Raw genomic sequence first — 18,218 nt, 5'->3', positions numbered from 1 at the left:
CGTGCATCCCCCCGGTTTGGTTCCCCCGCGCGGCGCCGGACCTTTGTCGCGATAACGCTGCGCACACATGAAGTTACACTGTGCAACAGCCTCGTCAAGCCAATTCCGGAAAGTCGGACTTGCCGCGTGTGGTCGGGCCGCCGCCACAGGTGGCGACGAACGCGACACCCGTACCGGCGACGACCAGGGTCCGCGCGCCGGCCGGACCCACGGCGGCCTGCCCCGGCCCGAGCGTCACCGCCCCGGTCCCGTCGTCCACCGCGACCTTGCCGTGGTGGCAGAGCACCACCCGGGGGCCGGGCAGCGGCAGCCGCACCTCCGGCCCGGCCGCGTCCACGGTCACCCGGTGCAGCGCGAAATCGTCCACCGGCACCGGCCAGCACACCACCCCGGGCGCCACCGGGCGGGCGACGATGATCGGATCGTCCAGCACCTCGAAGCGCAGCACCCGCACCAACTCGCCGACGTCCACGTGCTTGGGGGTCAGTCCGCCGCGCAGCACGTTGTCGCTCGCCGCCATGATCTCGACGCCGGTGCCGCACAGGTAGGCGTGCAGGTTGCCGGCCGGCATCCAGATCGCCTCCCCCGGCGTCAACCGCACGTGGTGCAGCAGCAACGCCACCAGCACCCCCGGGTCGGCCGGATAGCGGGCGGCCAGCTCCCGGGCCAGCTCCGCGTCCGGCCCGGCCGCGTCCGCTCCGCGCACCGCGTCGACCAGTCCGGCGCGGTCCGCGTCCGGCCAGTTCAGCAGCGCCCGTACGGCCTCCCGCAGCCCCGCCGGCCCGGCCCGCAGCGCGGCCACCACCGGCGACAGCTCCGGCACCCCGAACCCGGCCAGCGCCGTCGCCGACACCTGCGGATCCCGGAACCCGCAGAGCGCGTCGAACGGCGTCAACGCGACCAGCAGCTCCGGCTTGTGGTACGGGTCGACGTAGTTGCACCGCCCCTCCGCCCGCCCCGGCCCGCCGGAACCCCCGGCCCGGGCCTGCTCGGCGGCGTACCCGGCCCGGGCCTGCTCGGCGTCCGGGTGGGCCTGGAGGCTCAGCGGGGCGTCCGCGGCGAGCACCTTCACCAGGAACGGCAGCCGGGTGCCGAACCGGGCGACCTGCCGGTCGCCGAGCCAGTGACCCGGCTCGGCGACCAACAGGTCGGTCAGGCTCACCCGCTCGCCACCCCGGTCGACGGTGGCCGGGCTGTCCGGGTGCGCGCCCAGCCACAGCTCCGCCTCCGGGCCGGCGCTGGGCACCGGTCGTCCCTGCAACTCGGCGATCGCCGAACGGGATCCCCAGGCGTAGTCGCGGATCGACCCGTACAGCAGCTCCACGCTCAGCCTCCGGCCCGCCCGGCCACCTCACCCGACTCGCTCGGCGACGGTACGGCGGCGGTCGGCGCGGCGGCCGTCGGCGCGGCCGTGCCGGTGCCCGCCCGCTCGGCGGCCACGCTGTAGATGTCCGGCTCCAGGTAGATAACCCGGGCGATCGGCACCGCGGCCCGGATCCGCGCCTCGACGGTGTTGATCCCCCGGGCCAGTTCCTCGGCGCTCTCCCACCCCGGAACGCCGATCTTCGCGGCCACCATCAGCTCCTCCGGGCCGAGGTAGAGCGTCTTCATGTGGATGATCCGCTCGACCTCCGGGCCATCGGTGATAGCCCGCTCGATGGTCGCCAGGTCACCGGGGTCGGCGCCCTCACCGAGCAGGAGGCTCTTCGTCTCGATCGCCAGCACGATCGCGATGATCACCAGCAGTACACCGATCATGGCGGTGCCGGCGGCGTCCCACATGCCGTTGCCGGTGATCAGCGTCAACCCCACGCCGAACAACGCGAGCACCAGACCGACCAGCGCGCCGAAGTCCTCCAGCAGCACCACCGGCAGCTCCGGCGCCTTCGCCCGACGGATGAAGTTCACCCACGACTGGCTGCCCCGGGTGTGGTTCGACTCCTTGATGGCGGTCCGGAAGGAGAAGCCCTCCATCACGATGGCGGCCACCAGCACCGTCACCGGCACCCACTGCCACGCGGTGATCGGGTGCGGGTCGGCCGCCTTGTGCCACGCCTCGTAGAGCGCGAAGAGGCCGCCGAGGCTGAACAGCACGATCGACACGATGAACGCGTAGATGTAGCGCTCCCGGCCGTACCCGAAGGGGTGTTGCGGGGTGGCCGCCCGCTTGGCCCGCTTGCCGCCGAGCAGCAGCAGCGCCTGGTTGCCCGAGTCGGCCACCGAGTGGATCGACTCCGCCAGCATCGACGACGAACTGGTCAGCAGGAACGCGATGAACTTGGTGATCGCGATGCCGACGTTCGCCAGCAGGGCGGCGATGATCGCCTTGGTCCCGCCGTTCGCGCTCACGCCGTCGCCCCGATCCTGGGCATGACGGCAGCGTCCCTGCGTCCGTTCACTGGTTCGACAGCTCCTTCATCTCGGTGACGGCCGGAACGGCCATCGGATCCAGCCCATGGGCCAGGGCCAGGTAGATCGACGCGAAGTCGGGCACCGCGACCAGGGAGGCGAGCCGTTCCAACGCGGAACCGCCCTCGGCGGTGACCACGTCACAGCGCACCCCGCGCCGCTCGGCGAGGGTCTGCACCGCGTCGGCGCGACGCTCCTCGACGGCGAGCGGCTCGTCGGTGTCGTCCTCGGCGTTGAGGCCACCGTCGCGCAGCAGCACCAGCCGCAGCCGGGTCGGGTCGGGCTCGACCTCGTCCGGGTCGGCGAAGATGTCCCGGGTCGACTCCACCAGGCCGCCGAAGACGCCGTCGAGCAGGCCGACCCGACCCCGACCGGCCTCACCCAGCGCCCCGGTGACCACCGGATAGCGGGCGTTGGCCGACAGCGTGTCGCCGAACCGGCGGGCCGCCACGGTCGCCAGCGGGGAAGAACCCCAGACGATCGGGATCGACCCGGCCAGCCCGAGCGCCAGCGACTTCGCCGGGTTGACGAAGGACTCGGCGGTCGACCGGCACCGGTCGGCGTCGGCGTCCAGCCGGGCCGCCGTCTCGGCCAGATCCGCCTCGTTGACCTTCACCAAGCCGAGCGTACGGGCGGCGAGCAGCACCGGCACGGTGAGCGCCCAGAGACTGGCACGGGCCGGGGCGCGGCGGGGCACCGGGATGAACGGCGCGCGGGCCCGCTCGGCGACCGACTGCAACTGCGAGTCGGGTGCGCCGACCGCGACCAGCCGGGCCCCGCGGCGGTGCGCGGCCTCGGCGGCGCCCAACGCCTCCGGGCTACGGCCGGACGCGCTGACCGCGATCACCACGTCGGCCGCGCCGACCCAGCCCGGCACCCCGGCGCTGCGGTGCGGGATCACCGGCACCGGGCAGCGCGGCCCGGCGACCGTGGCCAGCACGTCCCCGGTACGCCCGGCGGTGCCGATGCCGGCGATGACGACCGCCCGGGGGCGGCCCTCGTCCTCCAGCAGCGCCAGGTTGGCCTCGGCGGCCAACGCGGCGGACTCCCGCACCTGCGCCCCGGCCGAGGCGGTGAAGCGCAGCATGCCGCCCGGGTCGTGGGCGGCGACCGCGTCCGGGTCGTCCAGGATCGACTCGTCGGCCACCCGCCGGCCGCTGACGCCGGCCGTTCCGTCCATCACCGCTGCGCCTCCGGCCCGCCACGAGCCTCGTCCAGCAGCAGCACCGGCACGTCGTCGCGCACCTCGAAGGTGCGACCGCACTGCGTGCAGGTGAGGGTCTGGGCCTGAGCGTCGTAGTCCAGCGGTGCGTGGTGTGTGTCCGGGCAGGCGAGGATCTCGAGCAACTGCGGGTCCAGGGCCACGGCGCGGCTCCTTCCACGTGTGTGGTCTGTGCCGGTCGGCGGTGCCGACCGGCGGAGGGGATCTTATCGGCGAACCCGCTCCAGCACCTCGTCGCGCAGCGAGGCCATCCGCTCCTCGGTCGGCCCCTCCACGTTGAGCCGCAACAGCGGTTCGGTGTTGGACGCGCGCAGGTTGAACCAGGCACCGTCGGGGAAGCGCAGGGTGAGGCCGTCCAGCTCGTCCGCCTCCGCCTGCGGGTACGCGGCACGCACCTCGGCGACCCGGGCGGCCTGGTCGGTCACCGTGGAGTTGATCTCGCCGGAGGCGACGTACCGCTCGTAGACGCTGGCCAGCAGGGACAGCGGCTGGGACTGCTCACCCAGCGCGGCCAGGGTGTGCATGGCGGCGAGCATGCCGGTGTCGGCGAACCAGAAGTCCCGGAAGTAGTAGTGCGCGGAGTGCTCACCACCGAAGATCGCGTTGGTCCGGGCCATCTCGGCCTTGATGAAGGAGTGGCCCACCCGGGCCACCACCGGTTCACCGCCGTGCTCCCGGATGATCTCCGGCACCGCCCGGGAGGTGATCAGATTGTGGATCACCGTGGAACCCGGGTGTTTAGCCAGCTCACGGGCGGCGACCAGGGCGGTGATCGCGGACGGGGACACCGGCTCGCCCCGCTCGTCGATCACGAAACAGCGGTCGGCGTCACCGTCGAAGGCCAGACCGAGGTCCGCGGAGTGCGCCACCACCGCCCGCTGGAGGTCGACCAGGTTCTTCGGGTCGAGCGGGTTGGCCTCGTGGTTGGGGAAGGTGCCGTCCAGCTCGAAGTAGAGCGGGACGATCTCCAGCGGCAACGCCGGCAGCGCCGCGTCGCCGAGCACACTCGGCACCGTGTAGCCGCCCATCCCGTTGCCCGCGTCCACCACCACCTTGAGCGGGCGGATGGCCGACAGGTCCACCAGCTTGCGCAGGTGGGCCGCGTAGTCGGGAAGCAGGTTGCGCCGGTCGACCGGGGCCGGCGGACCGGCCGACGGCCGGGCCGCGCCGTCCAGCAGCGCCTGTGCCCGGACCCGGATGTCGGCCAGCCCGCTGTCCTGGCCGATCGGGCGGGCCCCGGAGCGGCACATCTTGATGCCGTTGTACTGCGCCGGGTTGTGGCTGGCGGTGAACATCGCCCCGGGCAGGCCCAGCGCGCCCGAGGCGTAGTAGAGCATGTCGGTGGAGGCCAGCCCCAGCTCGATCACGGCCCGCCCCTCGGCCCGCACCCCGGCGGCGAAGGCGGCGGCCAGCCCCGGACCGGTGGCCCGCATGTCGTGCGCGATCAGCACGGCGTCGCCGGGTTCGCCGGACTCGTTGAGCACCTGGGTGAGGGCCGCCCCCAGCGCCTCGGCGGCCCGTTCGTCCCACTGGTCGGGCACCGTCCCACGGACGTCGTACGCCTTCACGATCTGGGACAGGTCAGACACCGGTTTCAGCTCCTCGACAGGGGTCGTCAACGACCCTGAGCGTATCGGAGCGGCGGCGTCCACCCCGTGCTAGCCGGGGAGCTGGGGCGCGATCGTTGTCGGGTCACCGCCGGTGGTGGGCGTCGGGTCGGGCCGCTCCGGGGCGGACGACGGCCGCTCCGGGACCGGCACAGCCGCGGGCGGTGGCCCCGGAACCGACGCAGCGGACGCCGGAGGCCCCGGGACCGACGCAGCGGCGGCCGGCGGAGCGGACCCCGGCCGGTCCGGAACCGGCACAGCGGCGGCCGGCGGAGCGGACCCCGGCCGGTCCGGAACCGGCACAGCGGCGGCCGGCGGGACGGACACCGAGGCAGCAGCGGCCGGCGGGACGGAGACGGGCCGTCCCGGTGCTGGCGGGACGGAGACGGGGTGGTCCGGGGCCGGCGAAACGGACACGGGGCGGTCCGGGGCGGCGGCGGGACGGGCGCCGTACACCGCGCCGGCCGGGCGCTGGTGGGGCGTCACCGCCGGGTAGGTGCCGGGGGCACCGTACAGGCCGCCGGTACGGGTCGGCGCGGACGGCGGCGGCTGCCCGCCGTACACCTGACCGGCGGGGGACGGGGACTGCTGCCCGCCGTACACCTGGCCGGCGGGCTGCTGTCCCCCGTACACCTGGCCGCTGGGCGGCGGCGGGGGCGGGACCGGCACCGCGCCCCCGGAGCGGTAGGTGGTCGGCACCGGGTTGCGCGGCTGCGGCACGGCCGGGAAGTCACCCGGGTCGGCGGCCCGGCCCGGGTCGGCACCGGCCCGGTCGGCGCGGGACCGGAAGATCAGTAGGGCGATGAGCCCGGCACCCAGGACCACCAGGGCGATACCGGCGAACATGATCATGGATCCTCCGGAGGTCTCTGCGGCGGCCCGGCCGGTGGACGGCGGGGCCGCGAGCACGGCCTGGGTGGCCCCCGGCTCCATCGTGGAGGCGGGGGTGGTCGCGACGGGGGTGGGCGTGGGCTTCCTGGTCGGGGTCGAACTCGGGGTCGGGGTCGGGGTGCCGGCGGCCCGTCCGCCGACCCGGGACGTGTCGGCACCACGACCGATCAGCCGGCCGGCTGCGGTCGTCGCCTCACCGACCACGCCCAGCCGACCCGCCGGCGCTCCGGCGAGGAAAGCCACCCGGTAGCGGACGACGCTGCTCTTCCCCTTGCACAACGTCGGATCCGCCGACGGGGTACGGGAACCCCGCACCACGCCACCGCCACCGGAAACCGGCACGGCGGACCAGCCCCCGCCGACGTTCACCTCTACCCGGACCTGTTCCGCGGTAATCCCGTCGAGGCTCAGCCCCAGCGCGGTGCGCAGCACCACACACCCGCCGGAACGCTTCCGCACCTCGATCGAGACCCCGCCCGGTGGACCGCCGGCGGAGAAGCCGCCCGAAGCCCGCACCCGCACCCGGTCCGAGTCCGCGTACGCGGGGGGCGCACCGACCGCCACCAGGCCGCCGAGCAGCGCACCGACGGTCAGCAACCGCACCGCCTGCCGACGCCCGGACATCGCCCACCTCACCCTCCCGCCCCGGCGGGGCCGCCGGTCAGGTTACTACCGGCCCAGCCGGGCACCCGGCGACAGAGCACCCCGCATGTGGGCCGCGTTACCCGGTGCCGGCGGTGGCCGCGAGGGTGGCGCGGCAGAGCCCGTCGGCGGTACGGGTGGTCTCCGGCAACCGGTAGCGCGGGGTCAGCGCGAGCACCCGGTCGACCGCGTTGTCCAGCCCCATCCGGTGCCCGACACTGACGAACACCGGCCGCACCCCGTCCCGGGTACGCAGCACCCGACCCACCACCTCACCGGCGTCCACCAGCGGTGCGCTGTCGCCCCGGCGCGGGCCGGGGCCGGTCCACGTGCCGACCAGCGGGGTCTTGCCCACCCCGATCGCCGGGAGCCCGGTCACCACGCCCAGGTGGCAGGCCAACCCGAACCGGCGCGGATGGGCCAGCCCGTGCCCGTCACAGATCAGCAGCTCGGGGCGGATGGTCAGCCGGTCCAGGGCGGCCAGCAACGCCGGCAGTTCCCGGAAGGCGAACAGCCCCGGCACGTACCCGAAGGCAGGCCGACCGACGCTGACCCCCCGGTCCACCACCTCCAGGGTCTCGGCGTCGAGCACGGTCACGGCCGCGGCCAGCCGGTCACCACCCTCGGCGTACGCCACGTCGAGGCCGGCCACCGTCGCGGGCCGGCATGGCCCCGGCCCGACCAGGTCCGCGCGCGACCGCAACCGGTCCTGTACGGCCATCGCCTCGGCGACCGTCAACGCCTGGTGCCCGGTGCCGTCGTGCCACTCCGGCGGCCCGGCCGGCTCAGCCCGACCCACCGTCACGCCCGCCCTCCCCGTTCTCCTTGTCGACCTCCTTGTCGGCCTGCTTGTCGAAGGCGCCGAAGGCGATCGCGAAGGCGACGCCGATGGAGATCCCGAACACCACGCCGACGGCGTCCTCGAACATGATCCACCCGATGACGATCCCGACGAGCAGGCCCGAGACCCAGGCGGTGGTACGACGTCTACCGGCAGCAGGGTCAGCCATGACTCCACCCTATTTGAGCACCGCAAAGCACCGGTTTCTCCAGCTGCTCCCGTCGGCGGCCACCCCAGCCGAAGGGCCGCACACCCCATCCACCACCCATCCTGATCGCCTCACCTACGGCGACCAGCTCACCACCGGACCAGGGAACTAGCCTGTCGCCGCCTGCTCGAAAATGCCTTCGATCGTCTCGTCGTCCGGAAGGGGCCGCCCGCCCGTCACCGAGGCCGCAGCCCGATCGGCGGTAGCCCGGTCCACCTCTCGGTACCGTTCGAAATTTCGATGATCGTCAAGAAAGCGGATGACACGCTCAGGGTTGTACGCCCATGAGCGTCGACGGTGGTCCCACATCAAGGCGTGTCCCCGGGCCGGATCGGTCACGAACACGCCTACCGGCTGGGCGTTACGGGACAGAACGTAGTAGGTCAACACTCTGACGCTCCAATTGACGCTCCAGTTCGGGAGATACGGGGAAGTCCTGCGCCGTCAGCCCGAACCGCGCGGCGACACCAGCAAAGTCTCGTCCATCAGCCCGGAGGACCTCGATGTAGGACCACCAGACGCCCCTGTTGAGGTGTATCCACTTCGCAAAGCTGGCATCCTTCGCCGGAAAGGACTCCGCAAGACGTGTAGGCACCTCAGCCGGCATTCCATGGCAACGGTTCATCGACAGCATCTCGAGGAATGCTTCGACACGTCGCACCGGGGACTGGGTCGTACGGCGCAGCACCTCGTACGCGTGATGCGTCTCCAACCACGCGGCTCGGGAAGACCGACTGTGCACCTGCAACTCGAAGAGCTGCCCTTCCGGGGAGCGGACGGTGCAGTTGAATCCGTAGAACCGGTTGCCGGCCCGCCAGAAGTTCTTACAGGAGCCCTCGTCAACCGTGAACCCGGCACTGCTCAACTCCGCCAGGATTCTGCGCACCGCCTCCTCGTACGACACTGCCGGCGACACGACGAAACAGAACCTCAGAACATCGTTGACCTCGACACTGAACTCCTCGACCGAGATGCCGACGGAGCTTGCCTCGTCGAGGAACTTGCGGGCCAGGGACAGCGGACTTTTCAGCCGGAACTCCTGGTCACGCAGCTCGACAGCGCCGCCCACTCCCAACGCGCCGCCCACCCGGGAGGCAAGCCGACCTAGGGTGTTTTCCACCTCGTCGGCTACCATCGCCGCCTGTTCACGGACCTTGTCAAGCTCCCCGCGCTCGTGAACGGATAGTTCGGCCATCACCTCCACCGGTTCGGCACCCGGATCGCTCGGCGGCACATCACCCTGCGCATCGGCCGGATGGTCCGCCCCACCGGGTCCGTCGAGCAGGTGGAGGCGGTTGAGGTACGGGTCGCCGTATCCCTGCTCGTCGTCGGGTGCCGGCGGGTGGTCGGGCAGGTCGGGGTGGACACTGAACCGGCCCCGCGCCAGCCCGCCCAACGGCATCGGCCGGGCGTCCGCACCGAGGATCAGCGCGTCGATGCCGACGACGTTGTCGGGGTGCCGCCGCCCGGCGTGGGCGTAGAGAGGGCGGTCGCGGACCGTTCCCGCCTGCGGGTCGAGGTACAGCACCGCACCGTTCTGGTTGAGCGCCACCCAGGCGTGCGAGCCGCCGTTCTCCCACTCGGTGATCAGGAAGGCGTAGCTGCCGTGCCCTCCCAGGACGAGCTGGTCACGCAGGTTGCGGTAGCCCCGCTCGACGGACTGGCGCAGCGCTGCCGGCCCCGGTGGGGCACCCTCGTCGACGGCGAAGAGCTTCTGGAACCGTCCGCCGGTGACCTCTTCGACCCGGCCGGGACCGTCGACCTCACCATTGACCGGACGCCGGATGTCGCCCTGCAGGTAACCGTCGAAGGTCCGGGGCGCGGCCACCCTCGGCCGACCGTGCACCCACGTCTCGAACAGGGACAGGGTGCAGTCCAGGCAGTTGATGCCCCGGGTCGGGTCGGCCTGCGGGCCGCCGTCGTTGGCCAGCGCGAACCACCCACCCTGCCGGGGGTCGGCGGTCCGCACGACGCTGCCGTCCGGCTGCCGGGGCAGCTGCCGTTCGAGGTCGGTCTGGTGCAGGGCGAGCGGTGGTCGCAACCCGCCGACCCGCCCGTACCTGCGGGAACGGTCGATGGGCGGCGGGCTGTCGTCGCCGGTCAAGGCCGACCGGTCGCCCGTCTCGACCCCACCGACCGCCAACTCGGCCACGTCGCCGTTGATACGGGAGAAGTCGGCCGGGTCCGCCACGAACACCGTGTCCGGAACTACCCGACCCGCAAGGATCGCTTCCGCGAGATCCTGGTGGCCGTTCGCGTCACGCTGTGCCTGACGGGCTATTCCCTGGAACCAGTTGGCCAGGGCCGACCGGCCCTCACGCTGAAGCTCGAACGCCTGGCGGGCAGCACGTCTGGCGGCCGTCTCGCGTCTACGGGCTGCCCTCTTCGATCGAGCGGCCTCGTCCCTTCGACGCCGGTCCTCGAACCAGTGTCGCTGCGCCTCGAAGTAGCCCTGATAACGGCGGCGGTCCAGCGCCTCCCGTTCGGCCGCCCACATGGCGGCGTACCACTGCGGCGTCCTCGGGCGGGGTGGCTCGTCGTCCGCCCGGGGCGTCGGGACGACCGGCTCGGTGGCAGGTGCGACCACCGGCCCGGGTGCCAGCGCCTCCAGCAGCGGGAAGCGTCGGGCACCCCGCCTCTCGCCGTCGCCGTCGATGCCCGGGTGCCCGGCTCCGGCAGCCGGCGGGAGGTGCGGCACCGAAGGCGTTGCGCTGCCGTGTGCCGGCGGACCCGCCGTCGGTGCCGGCCCCACCGGGACACCGGGTGGTGACCCGAACGAAACTCCGGCGACGGGACCGGCCGAGGTCACGCGTCCCGACGACGAATCCCCGGTGGGTGACGAGGCGGTTCCCGCCGGTGACCCGCCCGCTGTCATCGTGCTGGCGGCCGGGTTGACCGGCGCGGCGTCGACACCGGGCGACGCGACCAGCGCCGACGTCACCATCTCGGTGGATCGGCCCGCCGTCACCGGGGACATCGCCGTATCGGTCGTGACCGACGACAGCGTAGGACTGGACGACATCGATGCGGCGGCGACCGACGCCGGAACTGCGGCGGCCGGATGATCCGTGGCCGGATGGTCCGTGGCCGGATGGTCCGTGGCCGCCGGGCGTGAGGCCGCAGGCGCCTCCGACCTCACCTCTGCCGGTCTGTCCCCGACGAGAGGACCGTGGCCGGTCGGCGCCTGTGGAGGGGGCGACGACGCTTCGACAGCGGTGCCGGGGCCGTCGCCGGTCACCAGGGCCGGATCGACCCGCACCGCCGGCGTCGGTGCGGCGGCACCGGCGGACGCCTGCACCGGAGCATCAGCGGACGGGGTTGCCCGGTCACCGCCGACCGGCGGTGACAGACCGGGAAAGGCCGTGGGCACCGGGGCCGCGTCGGCCAACGTGTGCAATCGACCGTCGAGCCGGGCGCGCAGCGCCGCGTCCGCCTGGCCGGTCGCCGAACCCGCGGCCCCGGAGACGGCAGCCCGGCTCGTCTCCTCCAGCGACAGCACACCCTGGCCGGTGGCCAGCCCCGCTGCCCCCTCCGCGAGCACCTCACCGGTCATCTCGCGGCCGAAGTGCTCACCGACCCGGGCGCCCCGGCCGGTGGCGTGCCGCCCCAGGCCGGCCAGGGGTGCGACCGCGCCACCGGCCAACCCGCCGAGCGCCGACGCACCGAGATCGGCCAGGTCGAGGCCGTGCCGGCGACCGGTGGAGTTCTGGTACGCCTGCGTCGCCAGGCTGACGCCGGCCTCCTCCCCCGCCTCGTACAGACCCCCCTGGACCGCCCGCTTGCCCAGCCCGCGCATCCCGCCCCTGGCCACTTCCTTGGCGGCCCGCTCGCCCGCTTCCCTGAGGCCCTGCCGGAGCGCCTTCTTGGCCAGTTGCGCCGTCAACCGGCGGAAGATCTGCTGGATCACCAGCCGGCTGGCGGTAACCGCCGCGCCGGCCGCCGGTGAGGCGACCCCGGCGGTGAGCGCGGCGGCGACGGCGAGCGCGAGCAGCTCCACGACCAGGAGGCCGAGTTCGATCCACACCTCGAGCTTGGCGGCCTCGATGTCGCAGCCGCACTCCTCGACCAGGCGGCCCAGGTCAGTGCTGACCGTGAGCAGCACCGACAGCGGGGCCTCGTCGCCGTCGGCCAGCCGTCGCCAGGCCGCCTCGAAGGCGTCCGGGACCGCCCCCGCCCCGCCGTATCCGTTGCGGATCTCGGTGGCGGCGGCGACCGCGTCGGCACGTGGGCCGGTCAGGGCACCCGCCACGGCGTACCACTGGTCGGCGAGGTCCCAGACGGCGCGTTCGTTCCCCTCCGGCCACTCCACGCCGACCACCCAGTCGAGCGCCTCATAGACCCAGCCCGGCAGGTCCCAGGGGCTGAAGTCGAGGGGGTGCGGGATCGGGCTCGGCAGCACGGTCACGACTTCCCCCGCAGGTCAGCGCCGACGGCCCGGGTCGGCCACCCCGTCGAAGCGCCGGCCGGTCGCCGCGTCGGTCCGAAGGTTGGCGTCGACCGAGGTCACCACGTCGGTGCCGAGCCCCTCCAGCGACCGGCCGAGCCCGGCCCAGGCGCGCAGCAGGATCTCCTCGGAGGACCGGTAGCTCTTCTCGAAGGCGGCACCGATGTCGTCCCGACCCCACGGACGGGGTGCGCTGGCCGCCGCGATCTCCCCGCCGAGGCCGGCCCGGCGGGCCGACACCGACTCACCGGCCAGGCGCAGGTCGGTGCCGCCCCGCCGGGCCCGGGCCGGGTCGAGCCAGAGCTGCCCCTCACCCATGCCGTTCGTCCTCCCGCCGGAGCACCGCGTCGGCTCGCCCGAGCAGTGCGCCGAAGTCGCCCGTACGCAGGAAATCCACCGACCCCGAACCGGCCGGCAGGTGGGCGGCGACCAGTTCCTGGGTGGCCGTGGCCGCCCGGGCGCAGGCCCGGCGCACCGTCGTGGTGATCTTCCGGCTCAGCGCGTGGTGATCGCGGTCCTGATAGACCTCACCGGTCAGCTCCACCGAGATCAACTCACCTCGGGCGCCCACCGTCGCGGTGACCTGGCCGTCGTCCGAACGCTCGGTGACCCGCAGCTCGGTCAGTGCGGACCGCAGCTCGTCCACGCCGGACCGCAACCGCCGGTACTGGCCGTAAACCTCGTCGAACCGCGCCCGGAGCGCATCGTTCGCGTCCCGGTCCACCCTCTCGGCCAAGGCCACCCTCCCCGGTCACCGTCAGTCAGGCGAACCATACCGGCTGCCACGATCCCGTGGGGTCCGGTAGTTTCGGACGGTGATCGATCGCCGACAGGCCGAGCAGCTCGCCGACGTGTGGGCCCGCCGTGACTCGCGACGCCTGGGCCACGAGTGCCGGGCCACGCTCGACGAGTTCGACCTGGGCTACGTGATCCGGTCGACCGTCGACCGCGCGGTCGACACCAACCCCGGCGACCTGCCGACCACCGTCGTCGACAAGGAGACCGGCGAGGTCACCACCTGGCCCCGGGTGCCGGCGGCCGTGGTGCAGCAGATGTACCGCCGCAGCCGGCCCACCGGCACCCCCGCCCCGCGGACCGTCGACCCGGCCAGCCTGCTGCGGCGCGAGATCCGCCGGCTGCCGACGCCGGCCACCGTGGCGCACCTGACCGTCGAGGGCCGCACCTACCTCGGTCACGGCGTCAAGGGCGAGGTGGCGCTGCGGCATCACCCGCTGGTCCAGGCCTACCTCGACGAGCTACCCCCGGGGCACCTGGTACGCGGGGGTGGGCGGCACGCCGAGATGGTCGTCGTCTCCGACGTACTGCACGAGTACGACCACCGCCGCGCCGCCGCCGGCCAGCCCCCGCTGACCATGCGCGAGGCGCGGTCGCTGCTCCTGGCGACCGGAGTGGACGTCTTCCTGGTCCGCGAGCCCGGCGATCCGTTTGCCGGCCCGGCGGAACGCCCGTGCGACTCCTGCCTCGACTTCCTGGTCCACTTCGCGGTCGTCGGCTGGTCGGAGCTGGCGTTCACCCGGCAGTGGCGACCGGAGCCCGCAGCAGCCCCGGTACCTGACCGGTTCGTCGCCGAGGTTGCTCATGCGCTGGTCGACGGGGGCTGGGAGCCCGACCTCGGCGACGAGGCGTTGGCGAGAATGGCGATCCTCGAAGCCCACGAGACGCGGCACGGGCACTCCGACTTTCCAGCGGCGCTGGATACCCTCAGCCACTTTCCCTCGCTGGAGAGCAGTCGGCGCGGCCCCGGGCGGCAGGTGTGGATCTCGCGGTTCTCCATCGACCCCGTGCACGCCGCGTACACCGTCGACACCCTGGCGGACTTCGGTGCCGTGCTCGGCGTACGCCTGTTTCCGATCGGTGCTCAACACCCGGACGGCATCCTGGCCGTCGACGAGCGCGGCCGGGTCTTCGCGCTGGACCAGGCCGGTGAGTGGTTTCTCGGTGACGACATCGACGCCGCGCTGACCACCCTGCTCCTCGGCCTCGCACCGCCCCGGGTCCGCGACGACGGCACCTGGTGAGGCGCCGGGACGCCCCCCGGCGTGCGGGAAAGCCGGTGCCGCACGGAAACAGTGGCCTCAGCCCTTGTCTGCCGCGAATTCAGTAGCCAAGATGGCAGTCAGACTGCGATTACCTCCGCTGATCCGACTCCCCGCCATCCCTGGAGCGACCTCATCATGAGCGACCAGCAGCTGCGCAACTTCGTCGACGGCACGTACGTGGACCCGGTGGACGGCGGTCACGCCGACCTGATCGACCCCTGCACCGGTGACGTCTTCGCCCGGACGCCCGTCTCCGGCGCGGCGGACGTGGACGCGGCGATGCGGGCCGCCGCCACCGCCTTCGAGACCTGGCGGGACACCACCCCGGCGGAGCGGCAGCGGGCAATGTTGAAGCTCGCCGACGCGGTGGAGTCCCGGGCCGCCGAGCTGGTCGACGCGGAGGTGCGCAACACCGGCAAGCCGCGTCAGCTCACCGCCGAGGAGGAGCTGCCACCGGCGGTGGACCAGTTCCGCTTCTTCGCCGGGGCGGCCCGGCTGCTGGAGGGGCGCTCGGCCGGAGAGTACCTGGCGGGGCACACCTCCTACGTGCGGCGGGAGCCGATCGGCGTCTGTGCGCAGGTCACCCCCTGGAACTATCCGCTGATGATGGCGGTCTGGAAGATCGCCCCGGCGTTGGCGGCCGGCAACACGGTGGTGTTGAAGCCGTCGGACACCACGCCGGTGTCGACGCTGCTGCTGGCCGAGATCGCCGCCGAGTTCTTCCCACCGGGGGTGTTCAACGTGGTCTGCGGCGACCGGGACACCGGTCGTGCCCTGGTGGCGCACCCGACCCCGCAGCTGGTGTCGATCACCGGCTCGACCCGGGCCGGCATGGAGGTCGCCGCCGCCGCCGCGCCGGACCTCAAGCGCACCCACCTGGAGCTGGGTGGCAAGGCCCCGGTGGTGGTCTTCGACGACGCGGACGTGGCGGCGGCGGCCGAGGCGATCGCGGCGGGCGGCTACTTCAACGCGGGCCAGGACTGCACGGCGGCGACCCGGGTGCTGGTCGGCCCCGGCCTGCACGACGACTTCGTGGCGGCCCTCACCGAGCAGGCCCGCAACACGCGTACGGGTGCCCCGGACGACGCCGACGTGCTCTACGGCCCACTGAACAACGCCGACCAGCTCGCCCGGGTCAGCGGCTTCGTCGACCGGCTGCCCGACCACGCCGAGCTGCACACCGGTGGCGCGCGGGTGGGTGGGCGCGGCTACTTCTACTCCCCCACCGTGGTCTCCGGGCTACGCCAGGCCGACGAGATCGTCCAGCAGGAGGTGTTCGGCCCGGTCATCACCGTGCAGCGGTTCACCGACGAGGACGAGGCGGTGCGCTGGGCCAACGGCGTCGACTACGGGCTGTCCGCCTCGGTCTGGACGAAGGACCACGGCCGCGCGATGCGGATGACCCGCCGGCTCGACTTCGGCTGCGTCTGGGTGAACACCCACATCCCGTTCGTGTCGGAGATGCCGCACGGCGGTTTCAAGCACTCCGGGCACGGCAAGGACCTGTCGGTCTACAGCCTGGAGGACTACACCCGGGTCAAGCACGTCATGCACCACGTCGGAGGCTGACCCGTGAGCGCGAGGAGCGAGCCGGGCCTGCGAGCCCCGCAGCCGCGAACAGAAGACGACCCAGCGAGCGCGAGGAGCGAGCCAGGCCTGCGAGCCCCGCAGCCGCGAACAGAAGACAGCCCAGTGGTCTCCAGCGCGGAGCTGCACCGGCGGCGGGGTGCCGCGGTGGCCCGTGGCGTCGGCAGCGTGATCCACTCCTACGTGGACACCGCCAGCGGCGGAACGATCACCGACGTCGAGGGGCGGGAGTGGATCGACTTCGCCTCCGGCATCGCGGTCACCAGCGTCGGCAACTCCGCCCCCCGGGTGGTGGAGGCGGTACGGGCGCAGGTCGAGCGCTTCACCCACACCTGTTTCATGGTGGCGCCGTACGAGTCGTACGTGGCGGTATGCGAGCAGCTCAACGCGGTGACCCCGGGAACGTTCGAGAAGCGTTCGGCACTGTTCAACTCGGGTGCCGAGGCGGTGGAGAACGCGGTGAAGGTCGCCCGGCACGCCACCGGGCGGCAGGCGGTGGTGGTCTTCGAGCACGCCTACCACGGCCGGACCAACCTGACCATGGCGTTGACCGCGAAGAACATGCCGTACAAGCACCGGTTCGGGCCGTTCGCCGGGGAGATCCACCGGGTGCCGATGTCGTACCCGCTGCGCGACGGCGGGCTGTCCGGGGCGGAGGCGGCGGCACGGGCGATCGACCTGGTGGAGAAGCAGGTCGGGGCGGAGAACGTGGCCGCGCTGCTGATCGAGCCGATCCAGGGCGAGGGCGGTTTCGTCGTACCGGCGGCGGGTTTCCTACCGGCGCTGCGCCAGTGGGCGACGGCGGCCGGGGTGGTGTTCGTCGCCGACGAGATCCAGACCGGTTTCTGCCGGACCGGCGACTGGTTCGGCTGCGACCACGAGGGCGTGGTGCCGGATCTGGTCACCCTGGCCAAGGGCATCGCCGGGGGGTTGCCGCTCGCGGCGGTGACCGGCCGGGCCGAGCTGATGGACGCGGTGCACGTCGGCGGCCTCGGCGGCACCTACGGCGGCAACCCGATCGCCTGCGCGGCGGCCCTGGCCAGCATCGCCACGATGCGGGAGCTGGACCTGGCCGCCGCCGCCCGCCGGATCGGGGCGGTCCTCGCCGACCGGTTGCGCGCCGTCGCCGCCCGCGACCCCCGGATCGCCGAGGTACGCGGCCGGGGCGCGATGCTGGCCGTGGAGCTGGTCCGGCCGGGCGGCCTGGTCCCGGACCCGGCCGCCGCGAGCGCCGTCTCGGCGGCCTGCCACGCCGCTGGCCTGCTCACCCTCACCTGCGGCACCTACGGTAACGTGCTGCGGTTCCTGCCGCCGCTGGTGATCTCCGACGACGAGTTGGCCCGGGGTCTGGACATCCTGGACACCGCCTTCGGCTGACCTCCAGGCCCCGATCGGCACCGCCCCGGGTCGCCGCCGGACCGCAGCGTCACCGGACCACGGCGTCACCAGACCGCGGCCTCACGGACCACGGCCTCACCAGAACACGGCGTCAGCAGACCACGGCGTCACCGGATGACCGCTGGTGCGCTCAGCGCACCAGCTCGACCAGGTTGCGGCGGATGACGTTCTTGCCGGGCTCCCGGACCAGCTCCATCGCGGCGGCGTTGAGCAGCACGCAACTGCCCGACGGCCCACTCACCGACACCGTCGTCACCTTCCCGTTGTCCAGGTTCGTCACCCGCAACCGTGTCCCCACCGGGAACCGGTCACTCGTCGCCGCGGGCTTCCCACCCTCGGCGGAGAAGGTGATCGAGCCGCTGCACGCGCTGGCGGGCTGGGCGACCGCACCGGTCGACGACGGTGCCGGCCGCTGGGTGGCGGGCGGCTGGGCGGCACCCGGGCGGGTCTCGCCGGGGACGGGGGCCGCCGGCGCGTCGACGCCGACCCGCTCGACCACGTTGCGGCGGATGACGTTCTTGCCGGGCTCCCGGACCAGCTCCATCGCGGCGGCGTTGAGCAGCACGCAACTGCCCGACGGCCCACTCACCGACACCGTCGTCACCTTCCCGTTGTCCAGGTTCGTCACCCGCAACCGTGTCCCCACCGGGAACCGGTCACTCGTCGCCGCGGGCTTCCCGCCCTCGGCGGAGAAGGTGACCGACCCGGAGCAGAGGCTCGGACGGGCGGGCGCGGTGTCGGCGAACCCGAATCCGGTGCCCACTGCGACCACCGCCGTGGCGACCGCCGCGACCCCCGCTGCCAGTACGTGCTTGCGCTGCACCTTCACCACGTCTCCCGTCGTCGTTGCCTGCACCGCCTGATACGGCCCCAACCCCTTCCCCGTTCAACCAACCTCCCCACATCCCT

Annotated in this window: 16 protein-coding genes; 3 read left to right on the top strand and 13 right to left on the bottom strand. The window is 73.1% G+C overall.

All coding sequences use genetic code 11. The annotated features are described in order from the left end of the window. Positions 1 to 94: 94 nt before the first annotated feature. From manA to O7625_RS12615, 12 genes are all read right to left on the bottom strand, one after another. Positions 95 to 1,324, bottom strand: a complete 1,230-nt coding sequence (manA, locus tag O7625_RS12670) for a mannose-6-phosphate isomerase, class I (RefSeq protein WP_282346039.1) — start codon at positions 1,322 to 1,324, stop codon at positions 95 to 97. 2 nt (positions 1,325 to 1,326) lie between these two features. Further along, complete coding sequence (locus O7625_RS12665; RefSeq protein ID WP_282346038.1) at positions 1,327 to 2,349, bottom strand: cation diffusion facilitator family transporter; 1,023 nt, start codon at positions 2,347 to 2,349, stop codon at positions 1,327 to 1,329. A gap of 46 nt (positions 2,350 to 2,395) precedes the next feature. Beyond that, complete coding sequence (locus tag O7625_RS12660; RefSeq protein WP_089004035.1) at positions 2,396 to 3,592, bottom strand: SIS domain-containing protein; 1,197 nt, start codon at positions 3,590 to 3,592, stop codon at positions 2,396 to 2,398. After that, positions 3,589 to 3,774 carry a Trm112 family protein gene (locus tag O7625_RS12655; RefSeq protein WP_282346037.1) on the bottom strand — a complete coding sequence of 62 codons (186 nt, stop codon included), beginning with the start codon at positions 3,772 to 3,774 and terminating at the stop codon, positions 3,589 to 3,591. The genes O7625_RS12660 and O7625_RS12655 overlap by 4 nt, the downstream gene beginning before the upstream one ends. Positions 3,775 to 3,837: 63 nt before the next feature. Then, on the bottom strand, positions 3,838 to 5,220 hold the full coding sequence (locus O7625_RS12650; RefSeq protein ID WP_067306245.1) for a phosphomannomutase/phosphoglucomutase: 1,383 nt from the start codon (positions 5,218 to 5,220) through the stop codon (positions 3,838 to 3,840). A 69-nt stretch (positions 5,221 to 5,289) separates the two neighbouring features. Then, positions 5,290 to 6,753, bottom strand: coding sequence for a hypothetical protein (locus O7625_RS12645; RefSeq protein ID WP_282346032.1), 1,464 nt, complete (start codon positions 6,751 to 6,753; stop codon positions 5,290 to 5,292). Between the two features lie 97 nt (positions 6,754 to 6,850). Next, the gene (locus tag O7625_RS12640) at positions 6,851 to 7,492 is read right to left on the bottom strand and encodes an endonuclease V (RefSeq protein ID WP_067314206.1); all 642 of its coding nucleotides are present in this window, start codon (positions 7,490 to 7,492) and stop codon (positions 6,851 to 6,853) included. A 64-nt stretch (positions 7,493 to 7,556) separates the two neighbouring features. Beyond that, positions 7,557 to 7,781 (bottom strand): hypothetical protein, encoded by a 225-nt coding sequence (locus O7625_RS12635; protein ID WP_282346030.1) that lies wholly within the window; start codon positions 7,779 to 7,781, stop codon positions 7,557 to 7,559. Between the two features lie 147 nt (positions 7,782 to 7,928). Beyond that, positions 7,929 to 8,207: a hypothetical protein gene (locus O7625_RS12630; protein WP_282346029.1), complete on the bottom strand. Its 279-nt coding sequence runs from the start codon at positions 8,205 to 8,207 to the stop codon at positions 7,929 to 7,931. After that, a complete protein-coding gene (locus O7625_RS12625) occupies positions 8,182 to 12,225 on the bottom strand; it encodes a toxin glutamine deamidase domain-containing protein (protein ID WP_282346028.1) in 4,044 nt (1,347 codons plus the stop codon). Before O7625_RS12625 ends, O7625_RS12630 begins: the two co-directional genes overlap by 26 nt. Before the next feature lie 15 nt (positions 12,226 to 12,240). After that, the gene (locus O7625_RS12620; protein WP_067314200.1) at positions 12,241 to 12,582 is read right to left on the bottom strand and encodes a hypothetical protein; all 342 of its coding nucleotides are present in this window, start codon (positions 12,580 to 12,582) and stop codon (positions 12,241 to 12,243) included. Beyond that, positions 12,575 to 13,006 carry a YbaB/EbfC family nucleoid-associated protein gene (locus O7625_RS12615; protein WP_282346026.1) on the bottom strand — a complete coding sequence of 144 codons (432 nt, stop codon included), beginning with the start codon at positions 13,004 to 13,006 and terminating at the stop codon, positions 12,575 to 12,577. Before O7625_RS12615 ends, O7625_RS12620 begins: the two co-directional genes overlap by 8 nt. Before the next feature lie 73 nt (positions 13,007 to 13,079). Between O7625_RS12615 and O7625_RS12610 the strand changes: the two genes are divergently transcribed. The 3 genes from O7625_RS12610 (at position 13,080) to gabT (ending at position 17,288) form a co-directional block, all read left to right on the top strand. Then, complete coding sequence (locus O7625_RS12610; protein ID WP_282346024.1) at positions 13,080 to 14,303, top strand: SUKH-3 domain-containing protein; 1,224 nt, start codon at positions 13,080 to 13,082, stop codon at positions 14,301 to 14,303. 156 nt (positions 14,304 to 14,459) lie between these two features. After that, the gene (locus O7625_RS12605) at positions 14,460 to 15,893 is read left to right on the top strand and encodes a gamma-aminobutyraldehyde dehydrogenase (protein ID WP_282346022.1); all 1,434 of its coding nucleotides are present in this window, start codon (positions 14,460 to 14,462) and stop codon (positions 15,891 to 15,893) included. A 123-nt stretch (positions 15,894 to 16,016) separates the two neighbouring features. After that, the gene (gabT, locus tag O7625_RS12600) at positions 16,017 to 17,288 is read left to right on the top strand and encodes a 4-aminobutyrate--2-oxoglutarate transaminase (protein ID WP_282346020.1); all 1,272 of its coding nucleotides are present in this window, start codon (positions 16,017 to 16,019) and stop codon (positions 17,286 to 17,288) included. A gap of 151 nt (positions 17,289 to 17,439) precedes the next feature. Here the strand turns inward: gabT and O7625_RS12595 are convergent, their stop codons facing one another. Continuing rightward, positions 17,440 to 18,138: a hypothetical protein gene (locus O7625_RS12595; RefSeq protein ID WP_282346019.1), complete on the bottom strand. Its 699-nt coding sequence runs from the start codon at positions 18,136 to 18,138 to the stop codon at positions 17,440 to 17,442. Positions 18,139 to 18,218: the final 80 nt, after the last annotated feature.

The sequence above is a fragment of the Micromonospora sp. WMMD714 genome, assembly GCF_029581315.1.
Classification (GTDB): domain Bacteria; phylum Actinomycetota; class Actinomycetes; order Mycobacteriales; family Micromonosporaceae; genus Micromonospora; species Micromonospora rifamycinica.
The sequence above is the reverse complement of the archived record's forward strand: the minus strand, read 5'-3'. Positions and strand labels throughout refer to the sequence as shown.

Excerpts from the sequence above, each read along its gene's own strand:
- O7625_RS12645 (WP_282346032.1), bottom strand. The coding sequence starts at position 6,753 with ATGTCCGGGCGTCGGCAGGCGGTGCGGTTGCTGACCGTCGGTGCGCTG.
- O7625_RS12640 (WP_067314206.1), bottom strand. The coding sequence starts at position 7,492 with ATGGCCGTACAGGACCGGTTGCGGTCGCGCGCGGACCTGGTCGGGCCG.
- O7625_RS12635 (WP_282346030.1), bottom strand. The coding sequence starts at position 7,781 with ATGGCTGACCCTGCTGCCGGTAGACGTCGTACCACCGCCTGGGTCTCG.
- O7625_RS12620 (WP_067314200.1), bottom strand. The coding sequence starts at position 12,582 with ATGGGTGAGGGGCAGCTCTGGCTCGACCCGGCCCGGGCCCGGCGGGGC.
- O7625_RS12605 (WP_282346022.1), top strand. The coding sequence starts at position 14,460 with ATGAGCGACCAGCAGCTGCGCAACTTCGTCGACGGCACGTACGTGGAC.